19 protein-coding genes are annotated in these 15,061 nt (G+C 32.6%); 12 read left to right on the top strand and 7 right to left on the bottom strand.

Features of this window, described 5'->3' with window-relative positions; genetic code table 11:
• Positions 1–243 precede the first annotated feature (243 nt).
• The 11 genes from NJT12_RS08365 to NJT12_RS08315 all read left to right on the top strand — a co-directional run bounded on the left by NJT12_RS08365 (position 244) and on the right by NJT12_RS08315 (position 8,005).
• Positions 244–573, top strand: a complete 330-nt coding sequence (locus NJT12_RS08365) for a hypothetical protein (protein ID WP_271335427.1) — start codon at positions 244–246, stop codon at positions 571–573.
• Positions 574–688: 115 nt separating this feature from the next.
• Positions 689–1,144 carry a nuclear transport factor 2 family protein gene (locus NJT12_RS08360; protein WP_271335426.1) on the top strand — a complete coding sequence of 152 codons (456 nt, stop codon included), beginning with the start codon at positions 689–691 and terminating at the stop codon, positions 1,142–1,144.
• A gap of 553 nt (positions 1,145–1,697) precedes the next feature.
• The gene (gene tnpA, locus NJT12_RS08355) at positions 1,698–2,159 is read left to right on the top strand and encodes an IS200/IS605 family transposase (protein ID WP_271335425.1); all 462 of its coding nucleotides are present in this window, start codon (positions 1,698–1,700) and stop codon (positions 2,157–2,159) included.
• Between the two features lie 33 nt (positions 2,160–2,192).
• Entirely contained in the window at positions 2,193–3,098 is a 906-nt protein-coding gene (locus NJT12_RS08350) for a Zn-dependent protease (RefSeq protein WP_271335424.1), read from the top strand.
• A gap of 1 nt (position 3,099) precedes the next feature.
• On the top strand, positions 3,100–3,642 hold the full coding sequence (locus NJT12_RS08345) for an NADPH-dependent FMN reductase (protein WP_271335423.1): 543 nt from the start codon (positions 3,100–3,102) through the stop codon (positions 3,640–3,642).
• Positions 3,643–3,691: 49 nt separating this feature from the next.
• Complete coding sequence (locus NJT12_RS08340; protein ID WP_271335422.1) at positions 3,692–4,564, top strand: sugar phosphate isomerase/epimerase family protein; 873 nt, start codon at positions 3,692–3,694, stop codon at positions 4,562–4,564.
• Between the two features lie 54 nt (positions 4,565–4,618).
• Positions 4,619–4,966 carry a cupin domain-containing protein gene (locus NJT12_RS08335; RefSeq protein WP_271335421.1) on the top strand — a complete coding sequence of 116 codons (348 nt, stop codon included), beginning with the start codon at positions 4,619–4,621 and terminating at the stop codon, positions 4,964–4,966.
• Positions 4,967–5,181: 215 nt separating this feature from the next.
• A complete protein-coding gene (locus tag NJT12_RS08330; RefSeq protein ID WP_271335420.1) occupies positions 5,182–6,324 on the top strand; it encodes an MFS transporter in 1,143 nt (380 codons plus the stop codon).
• 1 nt (position 6,325) lies between these two features.
• Positions 6,326–6,619, top strand: a complete 294-nt coding sequence (locus tag NJT12_RS08325; RefSeq protein WP_271335419.1) for a hypothetical protein — start codon at positions 6,326–6,328, stop codon at positions 6,617–6,619.
• A gap of 47 nt (positions 6,620–6,666) precedes the next feature.
• Positions 6,667–7,599, top strand: a complete 933-nt coding sequence (locus NJT12_RS08320; RefSeq protein WP_271335418.1) for a peptidylprolyl isomerase — start codon at positions 6,667–6,669, stop codon at positions 7,597–7,599.
• A gap of 97 nt (positions 7,600–7,696) precedes the next feature.
• Entirely contained in the window at positions 7,697–8,005 is a 309-nt protein-coding gene (locus tag NJT12_RS08315; protein ID WP_271335417.1) for a c-type cytochrome, read from the top strand.
• 112 nt (positions 8,006–8,117) lie between these two features.
• On the opposite strand, the gene NJT12_RS08310 is transcribed toward NJT12_RS08315, so the two are convergent.
• From NJT12_RS08310 to NJT12_RS08300, 3 genes are all read right to left on the bottom strand, one after another.
• Entirely contained in the window at positions 8,118–8,513 is a 396-nt protein-coding gene (locus NJT12_RS08310; RefSeq protein WP_271335416.1) for a GreA/GreB family elongation factor, read from the bottom strand.
• A 418-nt stretch (positions 8,514–8,931) separates the two neighbouring features.
• Positions 8,932–9,486, bottom strand: coding sequence for a thioredoxin family protein (locus tag NJT12_RS08305; protein ID WP_271335415.1), 555 nt, complete (start codon positions 9,484–9,486; stop codon positions 8,932–8,934).
• A 130-nt stretch (positions 9,487–9,616) separates the two neighbouring features.
• Positions 9,617–10,510, bottom strand: coding sequence for an alpha/beta fold hydrolase (locus NJT12_RS08300; RefSeq protein WP_271335414.1), 894 nt, complete (start codon positions 10,508–10,510; stop codon positions 9,617–9,619).
• Between the two features lie 134 nt (positions 10,511–10,644).
• Here NJT12_RS08300 and NJT12_RS08295 point away from each other — a divergent pair, with 134 nt between their 5' ends.
• Entirely contained in the window at positions 10,645–10,980 is a 336-nt protein-coding gene (locus NJT12_RS08295) for a tRNA-binding protein (RefSeq protein ID WP_271335413.1), read from the top strand.
• 265 nt (positions 10,981–11,245) lie between these two features.
• On the opposite strand, the gene NJT12_RS08290 is transcribed toward NJT12_RS08295, so the two are convergent.
• The 4 genes from NJT12_RS08290 to NJT12_RS08275 form a co-directional block, all read right to left on the bottom strand.
• Entirely contained in the window at positions 11,246–11,791 is a 546-nt protein-coding gene (locus tag NJT12_RS08290) for an RBBP9/YdeN family alpha/beta hydrolase (protein ID WP_271335412.1), read from the bottom strand.
• Positions 11,792–11,812: 21 nt separating this feature from the next.
• Complete coding sequence (locus NJT12_RS08285; protein ID WP_271335411.1) at positions 11,813–12,637, bottom strand: alpha/beta hydrolase; 825 nt, start codon at positions 12,635–12,637, stop codon at positions 11,813–11,815.
• A 161-nt stretch (positions 12,638–12,798) separates the two neighbouring features.
• Positions 12,799–13,167: a PUR family DNA/RNA-binding protein gene (locus tag NJT12_RS08280; protein WP_029268690.1), complete on the bottom strand. Its 369-nt coding sequence runs from the start codon at positions 13,165–13,167 to the stop codon at positions 12,799–12,801.
• 68 nt (positions 13,168–13,235) lie between these two features.
• A complete protein-coding gene (locus tag NJT12_RS08275) occupies positions 13,236–15,014 on the bottom strand; it encodes an ABC transporter ATP-binding protein (protein ID WP_271335410.1) in 1,779 nt (592 codons plus the stop codon).
• Positions 15,015–15,061: the final 47 nt, after the last annotated feature.

Genomic DNA, 15,061 nt, shown 5'->3' with positions numbered 1-15,061 from the left:
AGCGGCAAAGATACAAAGTTAATATTTGAGAATTTTAAAGATTTAAAAATGGTGCAAGTACGTCTGTCCGCATAAAATTGTAGTTCAAAATTGATTGCTAACATTGTATTTAATTAGTAATAATTATATAATATTAAAATGATTTTGTGTAAATATTTTCTAGTTAATTTCGGCTAATATTGTTAGTGTAATCCTTGTTTAACTGTTTAAAATGAGGATATAACTTTAAAAAACAGTGATCTTATGAAGAAACTTTTACTTTTGACTATTTTGTCAGTTTTATATGCATGTTCTACAAATAAAAATTCGAGTGATAAATGGATTGGCCAATCTAAAAAAAATCTTATAAAGACCTGGGGACCTCCAATACGTACTTTGAACAATGCTGAAAAAGGAGAAATTCTTATCTATGGACAGCAGGTTTATGCGAACGCCAATAATGATGAAGGATCCAGAATTGCCGGTCCTAATCATTGGATTTATACTTATATATATGCCAATAATGATGGGAAAATTTATTTGTATAAAATAGATAAACAGCAAATGACGCCACAAGAGATTGCTGTAAAGTAATTATTTTACATTTATTATTGCCAGATGAGGTTGCGATTTTTTATTGTAATCTCTAATCATTTTATTATATTTAAATTCTTTATTATCTGATTCGTAATGATTTAAAATAAAAATTATGAGAAAAATAATGGTACTTGTTATAATTTTTGTAATTATCTCGTGTAATAATCAAAACCAGCCAAAACCTATGGAAACTTCAAAGAATGAAAAATTAATCAAACAATATTTTGAGTATTTTAATAAGCATGATTGGAAAAAGATGTCGGAAATGTATACCGAAACTGCTGATTTTAAAGATCCTTCTTTAGGACAGGGAATTGTAAAACAAACCCGAAAACAGATTGAAGATAAATATGCGGAATTGAATAAAGTTTTTCCGGATTTGAATGATAAGGTAATTCAAATTTACCCTTCTGGAGAAAAGCATATTATTGTAGAGTTTGTTTCGACCGGAACTGCACCGGATAATTCAAAGTTTGAATTGCCTATTTGTACTATTTTCACAATAGAAAACGCATTAATTACTAAAGATTTTACGTATTTCGATAATTTTGAGGATGGCGAGGAGTAAATTTTATGTATAGTCCCTACGGGACATGATATGGTGGTCAGCTTATTTTAGTTACCGATATTTTGTTCCTAGGGGAACATCAAAAAGTATGATTTATGTATTTGCTACTCTGCTATAAATTATATGTTTACAGTTTTTTTCTTAAGCTAAAGAAATTTTAAAAATATGCTCAATGTATTATTATTCCGTTAGGAATTATATGTTAATAGAAAAAAAATTGCAAATCAAAATTGTCCCGTTAGGGACTATATATTTCGATAATTTCGAGGAAGATGAAAGTTAGGATTAAATGTGTAAAGGTACTTATGTATAGTCCCTACGGGACATGATATGTTGGTCAGCTTATTTTAGTTACCGATATTTTGTTCCTAACGGAACATCGAAAAGAATGATTTATGTATTTGCTATTCTGCTAGAAATTATATGTTTATAGTTTTTTTCTTAAGCTATACTGATTTTAAAAATATGCTCAATGTATTATTATTCCGTCAGGAATTATATGTTGGTAGAAAAAAAATACAAATTAAAATTGTCCCATAGGGACTACATAGTAATGGCAAATACATATACTCAAATACACATTCATTTTGTTTTCGCAGTAAAATTTAGACAAGGTATAATTAATAAAGAGTGGAAAGAAGAACTCTATAAATATATAGCAGGAATTATAAAAAATAATAATCATAAACTTTTAGCAATCAATGGTATTTCTGACCATGTTCATATTTTAATTGGAATAAGGCCAGCACAATCTATCTCTGATTTAATGAAAAATATAAAACAAGATTCTTCAAAGTGGATTAATAATAGTAGATTTCTAGAATGTCACTTTGAATGGCAGGAAGGTTATGGCGCATTTTCATATAGTAAATCACAATTGACTGCCGTAATTAGTTATATTGAAAATCAGGAACTACACCATAAAAAGAGAACTTTCAGAGAGGAGTATATTGACTTTCTTGAAAAATTTGAAATTGATTATGAGGAAAAGTTTATTTTTAAGGAATTAATTTAAAATTGTTTTTTATTAATACATACCAGAAAATAAATGAAAAAAATAATCTTCTTCCTGCTTGTATTATTTTGTTCCTGCAATAAAGAAAAAACAAAAGCAATTACCAAAGCAACACCTAAACAAATTCCTGAACAAGCACCATATTTTGGGCAAATCAAAAGCAATGACGTTAAATTGGCTGAACCTGTTTATGGAGATTGGTTGTATTCCCGTAAAGAAAAAGGACAAACTTTTGAACAATATTTTAGGTCTAAACATATAATTCCAGCAGAAGATTCTAATATTATTTATATACTGCCTATTGGAAATTTTAATACTTTACAAAAAAAGCAAATTAAGCTTGCCAATGAATATTTAGAAATCTACTTTCAATTAAAAACAAAAACTTTAGATCCTATTTCTAATGATGTGGTTCCAAATTCTGCCAGAAGAATGATGGATGGTCATGAACAATTATTGGCAGGTTATCTTTTAACAGATGTTTTAAAAGAGCAAAAGCCATCAAAGAGAATTGCGTTAATGGGGCTTTCAGAACTTGATTTATATCCTAAACCTGAATGGAATTATGTTTTTGGTTTGGCTTCTTATCACGATAAGATTGGCGTGAGTTCAATTTATAGATTACAAGACGGGGAATTGACGTCTGAAAATTTTGATTTGTGTTTATCACGATTGCTTAAAATAAGCTCTCATGAAATTGGACATATGTTTGGCCTGCATCATTGTATTACGGCAAACTGTGTAATGAATGGGACTAATAGCATGTATGAAACAGATAAAAATACTATTCGATTGTGTTCTGTTTGTCAGCAAAAACTAAATTCATGTATACAATACGATAATAAAAAAAGACTGGAAGATTTAGAGAAATATTTTATAAGAAACAATTTAACCGATGGATTTCAGTTAATGAAAAAAGATAGAGACGTAATTAAGTAAAATGCAAAAAGAAACAATAAAAATCTTCGCCATAACGGGAAGTACAAGAAGAAATTCTAGTAATTACAAAATTCTAAAATATATTTCGGAAAATATAAAAACCGAATTTAAAATTGAAATTTTTGAAGATCTGGCTGGTCTTCCTCATTTTAATCCGGATTTAGATAATGATGATGCGCCCAAAGAAGTCAAAGAATTCAGGGATAAAATTAGTGAGGCCGACGGAGTTCTAATTTGCACTCCGGAATATGTTTTTAGCATACCCGGAAGTTTAAAAAATGCTTTAGAGTGGTGTGTTTCGACTATTATTTTTTCAGATAAAAAGACGGGTTTGATAACGGCTTCGGCTTCGGGAGAAATGGGACATGAGCAATTGACATTAATAATGAAAACCCTTGAAGCTAAATTCGAGGATGAAACCAGACTTTTGATACAGGGAATTCGCGGAAAAATTAATGAAGAGGGGGAAATTGTAAGCGAAGAAACGGAAGTTGCTCTTCAGGATTTTATATGTAATTTCGAAAAACAATTTATAGAGGTTTAAGATTGATTTAAATAGATTAATTTTATTTCCGGATTTTTAAAATGAACGAATGATTACAAGGAGAAAATTTATACTAAATACAGGTCTGGCTACGACATTAGTTATGACTTTGCCATCATTAGCTTTTACTATGGATAAAAAAGAAATTGGTTTGCAATTATATACATTACGGGATGAACTCCCTAAAAATGTGGGGTTAACTTTTGAAAAAGTTGCCGCTGCCGGATTTACAACTGTAGAAACGTATGGTTTTTCGATTAAAGATCAGTTTTGGGGTGTTACGCCAATCGAATTAAAGAAGATACTGGACAAAAACGGGCTCAAAGCGATTAGCGGACATTATAATCTGGGAAGTTTTTTGTATGATGGAAATACATCAGAATTAATTGCTGCGATAGAAGCGGCAAAGGTTCTAAAAAGTGAATTTTTGACAATTCCATGGTTAGATGAGTCTTTCAGGAGAAATATTCAGGATTATAAAAATATTGCAGCCCGAATAAATGAAGCGGCGAAAATGTGTGCAGCCGCAGGTTTAAAAATAGCTTATCACAATCATGATTTTGAATTTCAGAAACATGATGGGATTACAGGTTATGAAATTCTCTTAAAAGAAACTAATAAGGATTTGGTTTATTTTGAATTGGATTTGTATTGGGTTGTTCGTTCAGGAAATGATCCGCTAAAATTGTTTGCAGCAAACCAGGGACGTTTTAAATTGTGGCATGTAAAAGATATGGACAAGGCAAATCAGGCTTTAAACACAGAAATAGGTTCCGGTTCTATTGATTTTAGAACTATTTTTAAGGAAGCAAAACAATCCGGAATGAAACATTTTTTTGTAGAACAGGAGAATAATTATAATCCCGATGCTTTTGAATCTATAAAAACAAGCAGTGGTTTTATTTCTAAAAAATTGATTTAAAAATAAAATCATCTAAAAGTATTATTTTTGTACCAATTCAATTAAAAAACAGATATGCAAACTTTCGGAACAAGCAAAGAATTTATAAAAGGGGATGAAATAGAGTGGGAAGTGGTTGGTGAAGGAATCAAACGCAAAATTCTGGCATACGACGACAGAGTGATGTTGGTGAACGTTCATTTTGAAAAAGGCGGAATTGGTGTTTTGCACGAACATTATCATACGCAAGTAACGTATGTTTCGAGTGGTAAATTTGATGTAACTATAAATGGCGTAACTCAAACCTTAAAAGAAGGAGACAGTTTCTACATTCCGCCTCATGCAATTCATGGAGTAGTTTGTTTAGAAAGCGGATTTTTGACTGATGTTTTTAGCCCTGCCAGAGAAGATTTTTTAAAATAGAATTAAATAAAGAAAATCATTAAGTATCCGTGTTTTTGCGATAACGAATGGGATTAAGCAGCGTCAATTTCCAGAAAATTAATGGTGCAGATTCTCTATTGCAAAGATGCAGATTTACACAGATTTTATAAAAAAAATAACTTTAATTATAAGTTTAGATTAAATATTGATGGTATTTTTGCAAAATGAATTTATCCAAAACGAATGTCTTATTTATGGCAGCTTGCACTGGACTTATAGTTGCAAATCTGTATTACTGCCAACCTCTAATTGTTTTAATTGCCAACGAATTTAAAATTCCCGAAGCCAGCGCTGGAACAATAACATATCTTACTCAGGCAGGTTATGCGATTGGGTTGTTTTTTATGGTTCCTTTAGGCGATAAAATTGAAAGAAAAAAACAAATTTTAATGACCACTTTTGCTTCTGTAATTGCCTTGATTCTGGCAGCTACGGCTAAAAGCTTTTTTCTTTTACAGATTGCCTCCTTATTAATCGGAATTACTTCAATTGTACCACAACTTATTTTGCCTTTGGCCGCTTCATTATGTGCGCCCGAACAACGGGGTAAAGTAGTGGGAACAATCATGAGCGGATTACTTGTTGGTATTTTGCTTTCAAGAACTTTAAGCGGGTTCATTGGTCAGTATTTAGGATGGAGATCAATGTTTTATATCGCTTCAGGAATTTGTCTTTTGATCTTTTTTGTTATTCAGAATAAATTTCCGGTTAATAAACCTCAGTTTAAGGGAAGTTATGGAGAATTAATTAAATCCCTTTTTACACTTATAAAAACACAACCAATTTTAAGAGAAGCGACAATCATAAATGTATTTAGTTTTGCTCAATTTGGTGCTTTCTGGACCACAATGGTTTTATTGCTTTCAGGAGAACCTTTTCATTATAATAGTGCAACAATCGGTTTATTCGGGATTGTTGGTGCATCAGGAGCTTTAGCAGCGCCTTTAGTGGGTAAACTTGGTGATAAAGGAGGATCTAGAGTTGCTGTGGGCTACGGTTGCTTGTTGATTTTGATAAGCTTTCTGGTTTTTTATTTTTCAGTAGAAAGCGTAATCGGAATTGCTATCGGAATCGTATTTATTGATATAGGAATCCAGGGCGTTCATATTTCTAATCAAACCCGGGTATACTCGTTGCTTCCCGAAGCCAGAAACAGATTAAATACCGTATTTATGTCATTTAGCTTTTTAGGAACAGCAGCAGGATCAGCTTACGGATTGTTTTTGTGGAAATTAGGCGGATGGCATGCTGTAACAATTGGGTGTGTTGCTTTATCAGTATTATCATTATTAGTATACGGACTTACTTATAAAGTAAAGTCTAAAAATAAAGTTTAAGATGAAAATAATAACGGCAATTGCTAGTTTGTTTTTGATTTTAAGTTGCCAAAAAACACTTTCTGACAATGAAATAAAAGAATATGTTTGGAAATGCGGGATTCCATGCGGATTGGGTGATATCATAGTCTTTAATCAAAATACAGTTCTTAGAAATGATACGATATTTTTAAAGAATATACCTTACGGGAAAATAGTGAAGCGTACATGTGATTTTGATGAAGGGACTAAAATTTCGGTTATCAATCTCGAAAATTCAGTAATTAAAGATACTTGTATTTTTCACGCAAAATGATATAAAATTAATTTTGTAAATTTGCATTTAAATAAAAAATAATAACAATGGAAAACGGAATATACGCTAAATTCAATACAAGCAAAGGTTCGATTTTAGTAAAACTAACTCACGATTTAACACCAGGAACCGTAGGGAATTTTGTAGCTCTTGCAGAAGGAAATATGGAAAATAAAGTAAAACCTCAAGGACAAAAATTCTATGACGGATTAACATTTCATAGAGTAATTCCTGATTTTATGATTCAGGGTGGATGCCCAAAAGGAACAGGAACTGGTGATCCTGGTTATAAATTTGATGATGAATTTCACCCAAGTTTAAAACACGATCGTCCGGGAGTTTTAGCAATGGCAAATTCAGGACCTGCAAGTAACGGTTCTCAATTTTACATTACTCACGTTCCAACTTCTTGGTTAGACGGAAAACATACTGTTTTTGGTCATGTAATCGAAGGACAGGATATCGTTGATGCTGTTGCACAAGGCGATGCTCTTGAAAATGTAGAAATTATCAGAGTTGGAGAAGAAGCAGAAAAATTTAATGCTATCGAAGCTTTTGTTGGTTTAAAAGGTGCTCGTCTAAAAAGAGATGCAGCTTTAAAAGCAGAGTCTGAAGCAAAAATGGAACAATTAGCTGCTGGTTTTGAAAAAACAGAAAGTGGTTTACGTTATAAAATGATTCAAAAAGGAGAAGGTAAACAAGCAGAAGCTGGTAAAACAGTTGCAGTTCATTACGAAGGTTCTTTAGAAAACGGAAAAGTCTTTGATTCATCTTATCCACGTAAAAAACCAATCGAATTTAGATTAGGTCAGGGACAGGTTATCGAAGGATGGGATGAAGGTGTTGCTTTATTGCAAGTAGGAGACAAAGCTCGTTTTGTAATTCCTTCTGACTTAGCTTACGGGGCTGCCGGAGCTGGAGGAGTTATTCCGCCAAATGCAACTTTGATTTTCGATGTTGAATTAATGGAAGTAAAATAAGAAATATAGAGACAATTTAGTATTGTTTTAAATTAGAATCCCGTATGTCAAGGCATATGGGATTTTTTTATATTTACTTATAAATTAAAGCAAAACAATGAAATCAAAAATCTTAATTCTAACTGCTGCGGTATTACTTTTAGTTTCTTGCGGAACCCAAAAGAATGCTTCTACTGCGTCAACAGTACCTGTAACCGAAACTGCTAAAACTGTAGTATTAACACCTGAATTGGAAGAAGGTAAAAACTTATACGAGAACAGTTGTGCAAGATGTCATAAATTATATGACGCAAAGAAATTTACTGAGCAAGAGTGGAAACCAATTTTAGCAAGGATGCAGAAAAAAGCGAAGTTGGATGATACCCAGATGGCTTCGATATCAAATTATATAACTTCTCAATTGTAAGAAGTTCTTTTGTAGATTTATAAAAACTATTCAGTAACTATTATTGGATAGTTTTTTTGTTTTTAAATAGGGCATAAAAAAACACCTTCACGAATGAGGTGTTTAAAAAAGGTTAAGAATTGTCTTCGGCTATATTACTAACCGCAACTATTTTTAGAGTCTTTATTCCAGCCGGTAGTTCCCAATCGACCTCGTCATTTTCCTTAAATCCAATTATAGCAACACTCAAAGGAGCAAGAATTGAAATTTTACTTTGTTTTACATCAGCAAATGAAGGTAAAACGATTTTAATTTTCATTTGCTTTTTTGCTTTTACATCTTCGATAGTGACGTATGAATTTATTCTTATAATCGAGTTGTCTAATTCGCTTTCTTTGCTAATTACAGCGCGATCTAACTCTTGTGAAAGCTGATTGGCTTCTTTTGCATTTGTTGAATTTTTACTTTTTAATATCAATTCTCTTAAGAAATGATAATCTGTTTTACAGAAAGTGGGTGTTGGTTTCATAAATATGTTTTTATATTATTATTAATGCGTAAGTGTTTTTTAGTGTATTTCTTTACAGGCTTATAAATACATAATTGTTGTTTCAAATTGTACAGGTACAGTTGAAATTTAAAATAATGTATGTTTTGGAAACTTTTGATTGAAAAAACCAAAAAATCATTTGAGAGAGAATTTACTCTTTCAAATAAAATAAATGATTAAATCGTGGTATAAATCCTCCGCCTGAAAGAAGAAATTGGAATAGACGGAGGCCTAATTAATAAAGGCCTTACTATGTGAAATAAATACAGCAGTAATTGGTCTTCTCGTAAGAGAAAACAACAACATAAAAACTGTAATTAGGTTTATAGTGCTCACAATGAGAATAATTAATTGATCTGCAAAGATAGGTAAACTTTTTGAAATACTTCTAATTTGTTTATTTCCATTTAATACTACAGCCAATACTTGGCTTTTGTGGTTCTTTTAAACTTCGGTTATAAATGAGCGCATCAATAGCACTACGAAGATCACTTCCGCTTAACGAAATTCCGTTTCCGGGTCTTGAATCATCCATTTGACCATGATAGAATAAACGATCCTGATTGTCGAATAAATAAAAATCAGGAGTACATGCAGCATTGTAGGCTTTGGCAACTTCCTGGGTCCCGTCAAATAAATACGGAAAATCGATTTTATTTTCAAAAGCAAATTCAGTCATTAATTCAGGAGAATCTTGCGGATATTTTTCGATATCATTACTCGAAATGGCAATAACTCCAATTCCCTGAACGCGATAATCATTTGCAATCATTACGATTTCGTTGATAACATGAAGTACAAACGGACAATGATTACAGATAAAAACCACTAATGTACCTTTTGATCCTTTCAAATCATCAAACGAATATTCATTGTTAGAATTCGCATCTTTTAATTTGAATTTTGGTGCAATTGTTCCAAGCGGAATTATATTTGAAGAGGTTTGTGCCATTTTTATAGAGATAAGATCTTCAAAAATAGCTTTAATATTCTTGTAAAAGAAAGTTTACAGGATTAAAAAAAAACATCCAAAGAAACTTTAACAAAGCTCATAAGTTTCTTTGGATTTATATAGTAGTATTTTATGAATTCAAAAAATTCAATAAATCAGTGTTCAGTTTATCTTTGTTGGTATAGAATAATCCGTGTGGAGCGCCTTCGTAAACGATATAAGTGTTTTCGCGAATGGCTTTTGCAGATTTTTCAGAGGTTAGTTCAATTGGAACGATTTTATCATCGTCTCCATGAATGATTAACGTTGGGACTTTTATAAAATCTAACTCTTCTCTAAAATCAGTATAAGAAAATGATTCGGCACATTTTAGTGTAGCACGAGGAGAAGCAAATGAACATAATGCTCTGTAATATTCAAGTAATGGAGTGCTTAGAGGTTTGTTGATGATGTTGATTCCGAAAAAAGTTTTTCCAAAATTATCCACAAAACCTATTCTGTCTTCTTTGATTGCATTTGCTGTTGCTTCGCTTTTTTCCTTTGGATGTCCGTCAGGATTGTCGCTTGTCTGTAGTAAAAATGGAACTACAGAAGATATTAAGGCAGCTTTTGTTACTCCTTTTCCACCATGACGGCTAAAGTAGCGAACAACCTCGCCACCACCCATTGAAAATCCTACAAGAGTTGCGTTTTCTAATTTTAGCTGGTCAATAATTTCTTTTAAGTCATCAGTCAAAGTATCATAATCATATCCGTCATAAGGTTGAGATGATTTACCAAAACCACGGCGGTCATACACAATTACCCTATAGTTGTTCTGTACCAAAAAATCAACCTGATATTCCCACATTTCATTCGAAAGAGGCCAGCCGTGAATCAAAATAACAGGTTTTCCTTTTCCGTAATCCTTTACATAAAGCTTTACATTTTTTGCAGTTTCGATGTATTTATCAGTGTTTAATTCCTGGATATCAAATTCAAAATCTCTCAGGGATTGGTCGGTATTTAGGATAGTGTTTTCCATTTCTATATCTTTTTTAGTGTTACTTTACTCAGTGATACGTAAATTTAGAAGTAGAACTAAAAAAAACGGTTATAGAATTAGTTGTAATAATTACAAAATTAATAGGTTTGTAATTCAACATTATGAAAACGTAAATGGATTTAACCTGGAATGAATTTGAGAGAACCGATATGCGTGTCGGAACCATTATAGAAGTAAATGATTTTCCCGAAGCAAGAAAACCGGCATATCAGCTAACGATTGATTTTGGCGCTGAAATTGGCATTAGAAAATCATCGGCACAAATTACCAAACGTTATCAAAAAGAAGACTTAGTAAACAGACAAATTGTGGCGGTTGTAAACTTTCCCAGAAAGCAAATAGGAAAATTTATGAGCGAATGTCTTGTTCTTGGTGCTGTAGGCGAGGAGGGAGATGTTATTTTATTGGCTCCTGATTTTAAGATTGAAAATGGACTTAGGATTGGTTAGTTTTCTGTCACAGTTTTCAGTTTGCCACTCCCGATAGCTATCGGGATTAAAGAATTAAAATAATTTTGATTTTGCGGTTAATTTTCGCCACGAATTACACAAATTCACACGAATTATTTTTTAAGCCCAGCTTTGTGACCTTTAATCAGGCAAAAGTTCACAAACCTTCAAAAGAAACTTTGTGAACTTTGCGTAAAATCTCTGTGAAATTTGCGGTTAATTAACCTCCAGACTGAAAACTGAGACTGAAGACCGCAACTGAAAACTAAGAAATTTTCTCAATTAACTGCTGTAAAATCAACTGACCTGCTTCCCAGTATTTTAAGTCAGAGTCAGAATTGATGTGTCCTTGCTGACCTACGTTTGCGAAATCGCTTCCCCACATTTTGGCAAAATATTCTTTTCTTTCAAAAGAAGCGTACGGATCATTTTCGCTTGCGACAACTATTGAAGGAAATGGTAATTTATAAACGGGCATTGGAGAAAAATTCCGAACAGATTCAGGAGTATGTTGAGGTGAATCAACATCAGCAGGAGCTACTAATAAAGCGCCTATGATGTTTTTGTTGGTATTTGAGCCCGCCCAATGCAAAACTAAAGAAACAGCTAAGCTATGCGCAACCAAAATCGTTGGTTCATTGAGTTTTGCAACTTCTTCATTTAATCTTTCGAGCCATTCTTTACAAACAGGTTCGTCCCAATTGTCCTGAACTAAACGAATTGAGTTTTTAAACTTTTTATGCCAGAATGTTTGCCAGTGTTTTTCGCCTGAATTTCCAAGCCCGGGTAGTATTAATAATTGTGTTTCCATTGCCGTGGATTTATTTAAAGATTATTTTTTATTTTCTTTTAGGATTCTGTTTACCTCTTTTACAAGCAGCGGAAATCCAGGTTCAGTCATTCCGTGTCCGTAACCGTCAAGTTCATAAAGTTTGGTTTGTTTGTGACCGACTAATTTCATCATACGTGCCATGTAGGCATTTTCTTCATATCGTCCTAACATCTCTAATTCGCGATCTCCGGTAATTAATAAAAGTGGCGGAGCATCAGCACGAACATAAAAAAGAGGTGCGAAAGCATCAATAGTTGGTGTTGTATCAGGAATTCCGTTTTCTTTTCTAATTTCGAAATGAGTAATGCATTGACCGCTAAATGGGATAAGTCCTGCGATTTTATTAGCGTCGATTTCTTCTTTTTGCAGCCATTTTTTATCCAGACCAATCATTAAACCTAAATATCCTCCTGCAGAATGTCCTGAAACAAAAATTGAAGAAGTGTCTCCGCCGTAATTTGCAATGTTGTTAAAAGCCCAGGCAACTGCAGCAGCTGCATCTTCGATAGCTTTTGCAGCTTTTACCTTTGGTGATAATCTGTAATTGACTCCAATAATCGCAAACCCTTTGTTTTTTAGAGCTTCAGGGATTTCTTTGCTCCCGCCGGTCAATCCTCCTCCGTGAAACCAAACTATTGTAGCAAAACCTTTTGTGTTTTTAGGGTAATAAATATCAAGAACACATCTTTCATTTATATAGCTATCAGTTTTATTAATTGCCGGGTTGTAGTATTGAATATTTGATTTCGTCTCGTATTCTGTTTTTTGGGCAAAAGATGAAACTCCAATAAAGAGGAAAGTAAATAAGAGAATTAATTTTTTCATTTAAGAGATATTTGAATTCGTATAGTTAATCTGGAAAAATATAAAAACTTCAGTCCGAAATCTAAAATGATTCTCGACTAAAATTATAGAATTTAAATATATAAAAAAAGTCCAAAATGCAGGACATATTGGACTTGTACTTTTTAAAAAGTTATTTAGGACTAAATATCGTCAAAATCAATATCAGTAAAACTAGATCGTTGTCCTTCAGGTTTATCGGAACCGTATTCTTTCTTAAAATCTTTTTGGTGTCTTTCAGAAATTACTTCTTCGCCTTTGTGGTTCAAGACATATGAAGTCATTTCTTCTAGTATTTCGGCAAAAGCACTAAAATCTTCTTTATACAAGTAAATTTTGTGTTTTTTAAAATGAAAAGAACCATCTTCTTCAGTAAATTTTTTACTTTCGGTAATAGTGATATAATAATCATCAGCTTTAGTAGCTCTCACATCAAAGAAATAAGTTCTTCTTCCTGCTCGTAATACTTTAGAAAAAATCTCTTCTTTTTCTAACATGTCATTTTCTCTCATAATACGTTCTATCATTTTTGGAATTAATAGTACTCAAAAATCATAAAAAATTATCTATTACGCAACATTTAAAGTGATTCTTTTTCTGAAAGTTGTTTTAAATATAAAGAAGCATAATAGCCCTCTTGATTTATTAATTGATTATGAGAGCCTTGTTGAATGATTCTGCCATCTTCTAAAATGATTATTTTGTCGGCATTTTTTGCTGACGAAACACGATGACTGACTATTATGGTAGTTTTATCTTTACAAATTTCGAATAAATTGTTCAAAATCGTCTCTTCTGTCTCAGTATCGACTGCTGACAGGCAATCGTCAAAAAGTAGAATCGCAGGTTTTTTAATAATAGCACGTGCAATAGATACACGTTGCTTCTGGCCTCCTGAAAGTGTGATACCTCTTTCTCCCAGAACTGTGTCGTATTGTTTGTTGAATGCAATGATATTGTCATGAACGACAGCATTTTTAGCCGCCTCGATTACTTCTTTGTCTGTAGCGTTTTGATTGCCAAATTTGATATTGTTTTTAATAGTGTCAGAGAATAAAAAAGCATCCTGAGGTACGATTCCTATATTGTTTCGAAGATCATTTAAGTTCAAAGTGCTTATTTCATTCCCGTCAATTGTGATTTTTCCCGAAGTAACGTCGTATAAACGGGAAATTAAGGAAAGGATAGTCGATTTACCAGAGCCTGTTTTTCCTAAAATAGCCAATGTCTCTCCTTTTTTTACCGTAAAAGTTACATTTTTCAGCGCTTCGATATTAGTGTCTTTATACGTATAGCTTACATTTTCGAAAGCAATAGAACCTTGAATATCTGATGTGTTCTCATTGTTATTCTTGATTTCCGGTTCAATTTTCAGGAATTCATTCAAACGTTTTTGAGAAGCTTCGGCTTCCTGTACCATTGATGAAACCCATCCTAATGAGGCAACTGGCCAGGTTAGCATGTTTACATATAAAATAAACTCAGCAATTGTTCCAATGTTCGCAATCGTTCCGTTAATGTACATAAGACCACCAAAATAAATGACAACCAGATTACTGATTCCGATTAAGGCAATCATCAAAGGGCCAAATAGTGATTGGACTTTGGCTAAATCCAAACTCTTTTTTTTGCTTTCATCCGCAAGAGCTACCATGTTATTTTGATGTTGGTTTTCTAAGGAGTATGCTTTTATAACCCTGATCCCTGAAAAAATTTCCTGCGAAAAACTCGAGACTTTCGATAAATATTGCTGAAAAGTCGTACTTCGTTTATTGATTTCAGAACTTAATTTAAAAATACAATACGAAAGTACAGGTAACGGTAAAATAGTATATAGTGTTAATAACGGCGAAACATTATACATATATATTATAACGATTGCAAAACGAATAAATGTATTGATGGTGTACATTACGGCCGGACCAACGTACATACGGACCTTTGAAACGTCTTCGCTGATACGATTCATTAAATCTCCGGTACGGTTTTGCTTGTAAAAGTTCTGTGAAAGATTTTCGTATTGCTTGAAAACCTCATTTTTTAAATCAAATTCAATATGACGGGACATTACAATTAAAGTCTGTCGTGTTAGGAAGAGAAAAAAGCCTGAAATTATTGCAGTAGCGATAATTAGCAATACGTTATTGATTAAACCATCTCTGTATGAGTCAATAACAACTTGCGACATCTGTTCAGATTTGGGAAGCTTATCAAAATTTTCGATAGCGTTTAGAGACTTACTAATTAATTGAGGGGTAAATAGAGCGAATATTTGTGAGATTATAGCGATTAAAATTCCTAAAGAGAAACTATATTTATATTTGATGAAATATTTGTTTAAATAGCTTAATTCTTTCATTTTTTTAAGAGATTCTATGACGAAATGTTTTGATTTTGTACAATATT

This window comes from Flavobacterium azizsancarii (assembly GCF_027980145.1).
Classification (GTDB): domain Bacteria; phylum Bacteroidota; class Bacteroidia; order Flavobacteriales; family Flavobacteriaceae; genus Flavobacterium; species Flavobacterium azizsancarii.
The sequence above is the reverse complement of the archived record's forward strand: the minus strand, read 5'-3'. Positions and strand labels throughout refer to the sequence as shown.

Bases quoted from the DNA above. Each gene is read 5' to 3' on its own strand.
- NJT12_RS08315 (WP_271335417.1), top strand. From the start codon at position 7,697: ATGAAATCAAAAATCTTAATTCTAACTGCTGCGGTATTACTTTTAGTT.
- NJT12_RS08305 (WP_271335415.1), bottom strand. From the start codon at position 9,486: ATGGCACAAACCTCTTCAAATATAATTCCGCTTGGAACAATTGCACCA.
- NJT12_RS08345 (WP_271335423.1), top strand. From the start codon at position 3,100: ATGCAAAAAGAAACAATAAAAATCTTCGCCATAACGGGAAGTACAAGA.
- NJT12_RS08290 (WP_271335412.1), bottom strand. From the start codon at position 11,791: ATGGAAACACAATTATTAATACTACCCGGGCTTGGAAATTCAGGCGAA.
- NJT12_RS08300 (WP_271335414.1), bottom strand. From the start codon at position 10,510: ATGGAAAACACTATCCTAAATACCGACCAATCCCTGAGAGATTTTGAA.
- NJT12_RS08320 (WP_271335418.1), top strand. From the start codon at position 6,667: ATGGAAAACGGAATATACGCTAAATTCAATACAAGCAAAGGTTCGATT.
- NJT12_RS08350 (WP_271335424.1), top strand. From the start codon at position 2,193: ATGAAAAAAATAATCTTCTTCCTGCTTGTATTATTTTGTTCCTGCAAT.
- NJT12_RS08285 (WP_271335411.1), bottom strand. From the start codon at position 12,637: ATGAAAAAATTAATTCTCTTATTTACTTTCCTCTTTATTGGAGTTTCA.
- NJT12_RS08335 (WP_271335421.1), top strand. From the start codon at position 4,619: ATGCAAACTTTCGGAACAAGCAAAGAATTTATAAAAGGGGATGAAATA.
- NJT12_RS08340 (WP_271335422.1), top strand. From the start codon at position 3,692: ATGATTACAAGGAGAAAATTTATACTAAATACAGGTCTGGCTACGACA.
- NJT12_RS08330 (WP_271335420.1), top strand. From the start codon at position 5,182: ATGGCAGCTTGCACTGGACTTATAGTTGCAAATCTGTATTACTGCCAA.
- tnpA (WP_271335425.1), top strand. From the start codon at position 1,698: ATGGCAAATACATATACTCAAATACACATTCATTTTGTTTTCGCAGTA.
- NJT12_RS08325 (WP_271335419.1), top strand. From the start codon at position 6,326: ATGAAAATAATAACGGCAATTGCTAGTTTGTTTTTGATTTTAAGTTGC.
- NJT12_RS08295 (WP_271335413.1), top strand. From the start codon at position 10,645: ATGGATTTAACCTGGAATGAATTTGAGAGAACCGATATGCGTGTCGGA.
- NJT12_RS08360 (WP_271335426.1), top strand. From the start codon at position 689: ATGAGAAAAATAATGGTACTTGTTATAATTTTTGTAATTATCTCGTGT.
- NJT12_RS08275 (WP_271335410.1), bottom strand. From the start codon at position 15,014: ATGAAAGAATTAAGCTATTTAAACAAATATTTCATCAAATATAAATAT.
- NJT12_RS08280 (WP_029268690.1), bottom strand. From the start codon at position 13,167: ATGAGAGAAAATGACATGTTAGAAAAAGAAGAGATTTTTTCTAAAGTA.
- NJT12_RS08310 (WP_271335416.1), bottom strand. From the start codon at position 8,513: ATGAAACCAACACCCACTTTCTGTAAAACAGATTATCATTTCTTAAGA.
- NJT12_RS08365 (WP_271335427.1), top strand. From the start codon at position 244: ATGAAGAAACTTTTACTTTTGACTATTTTGTCAGTTTTATATGCATGT.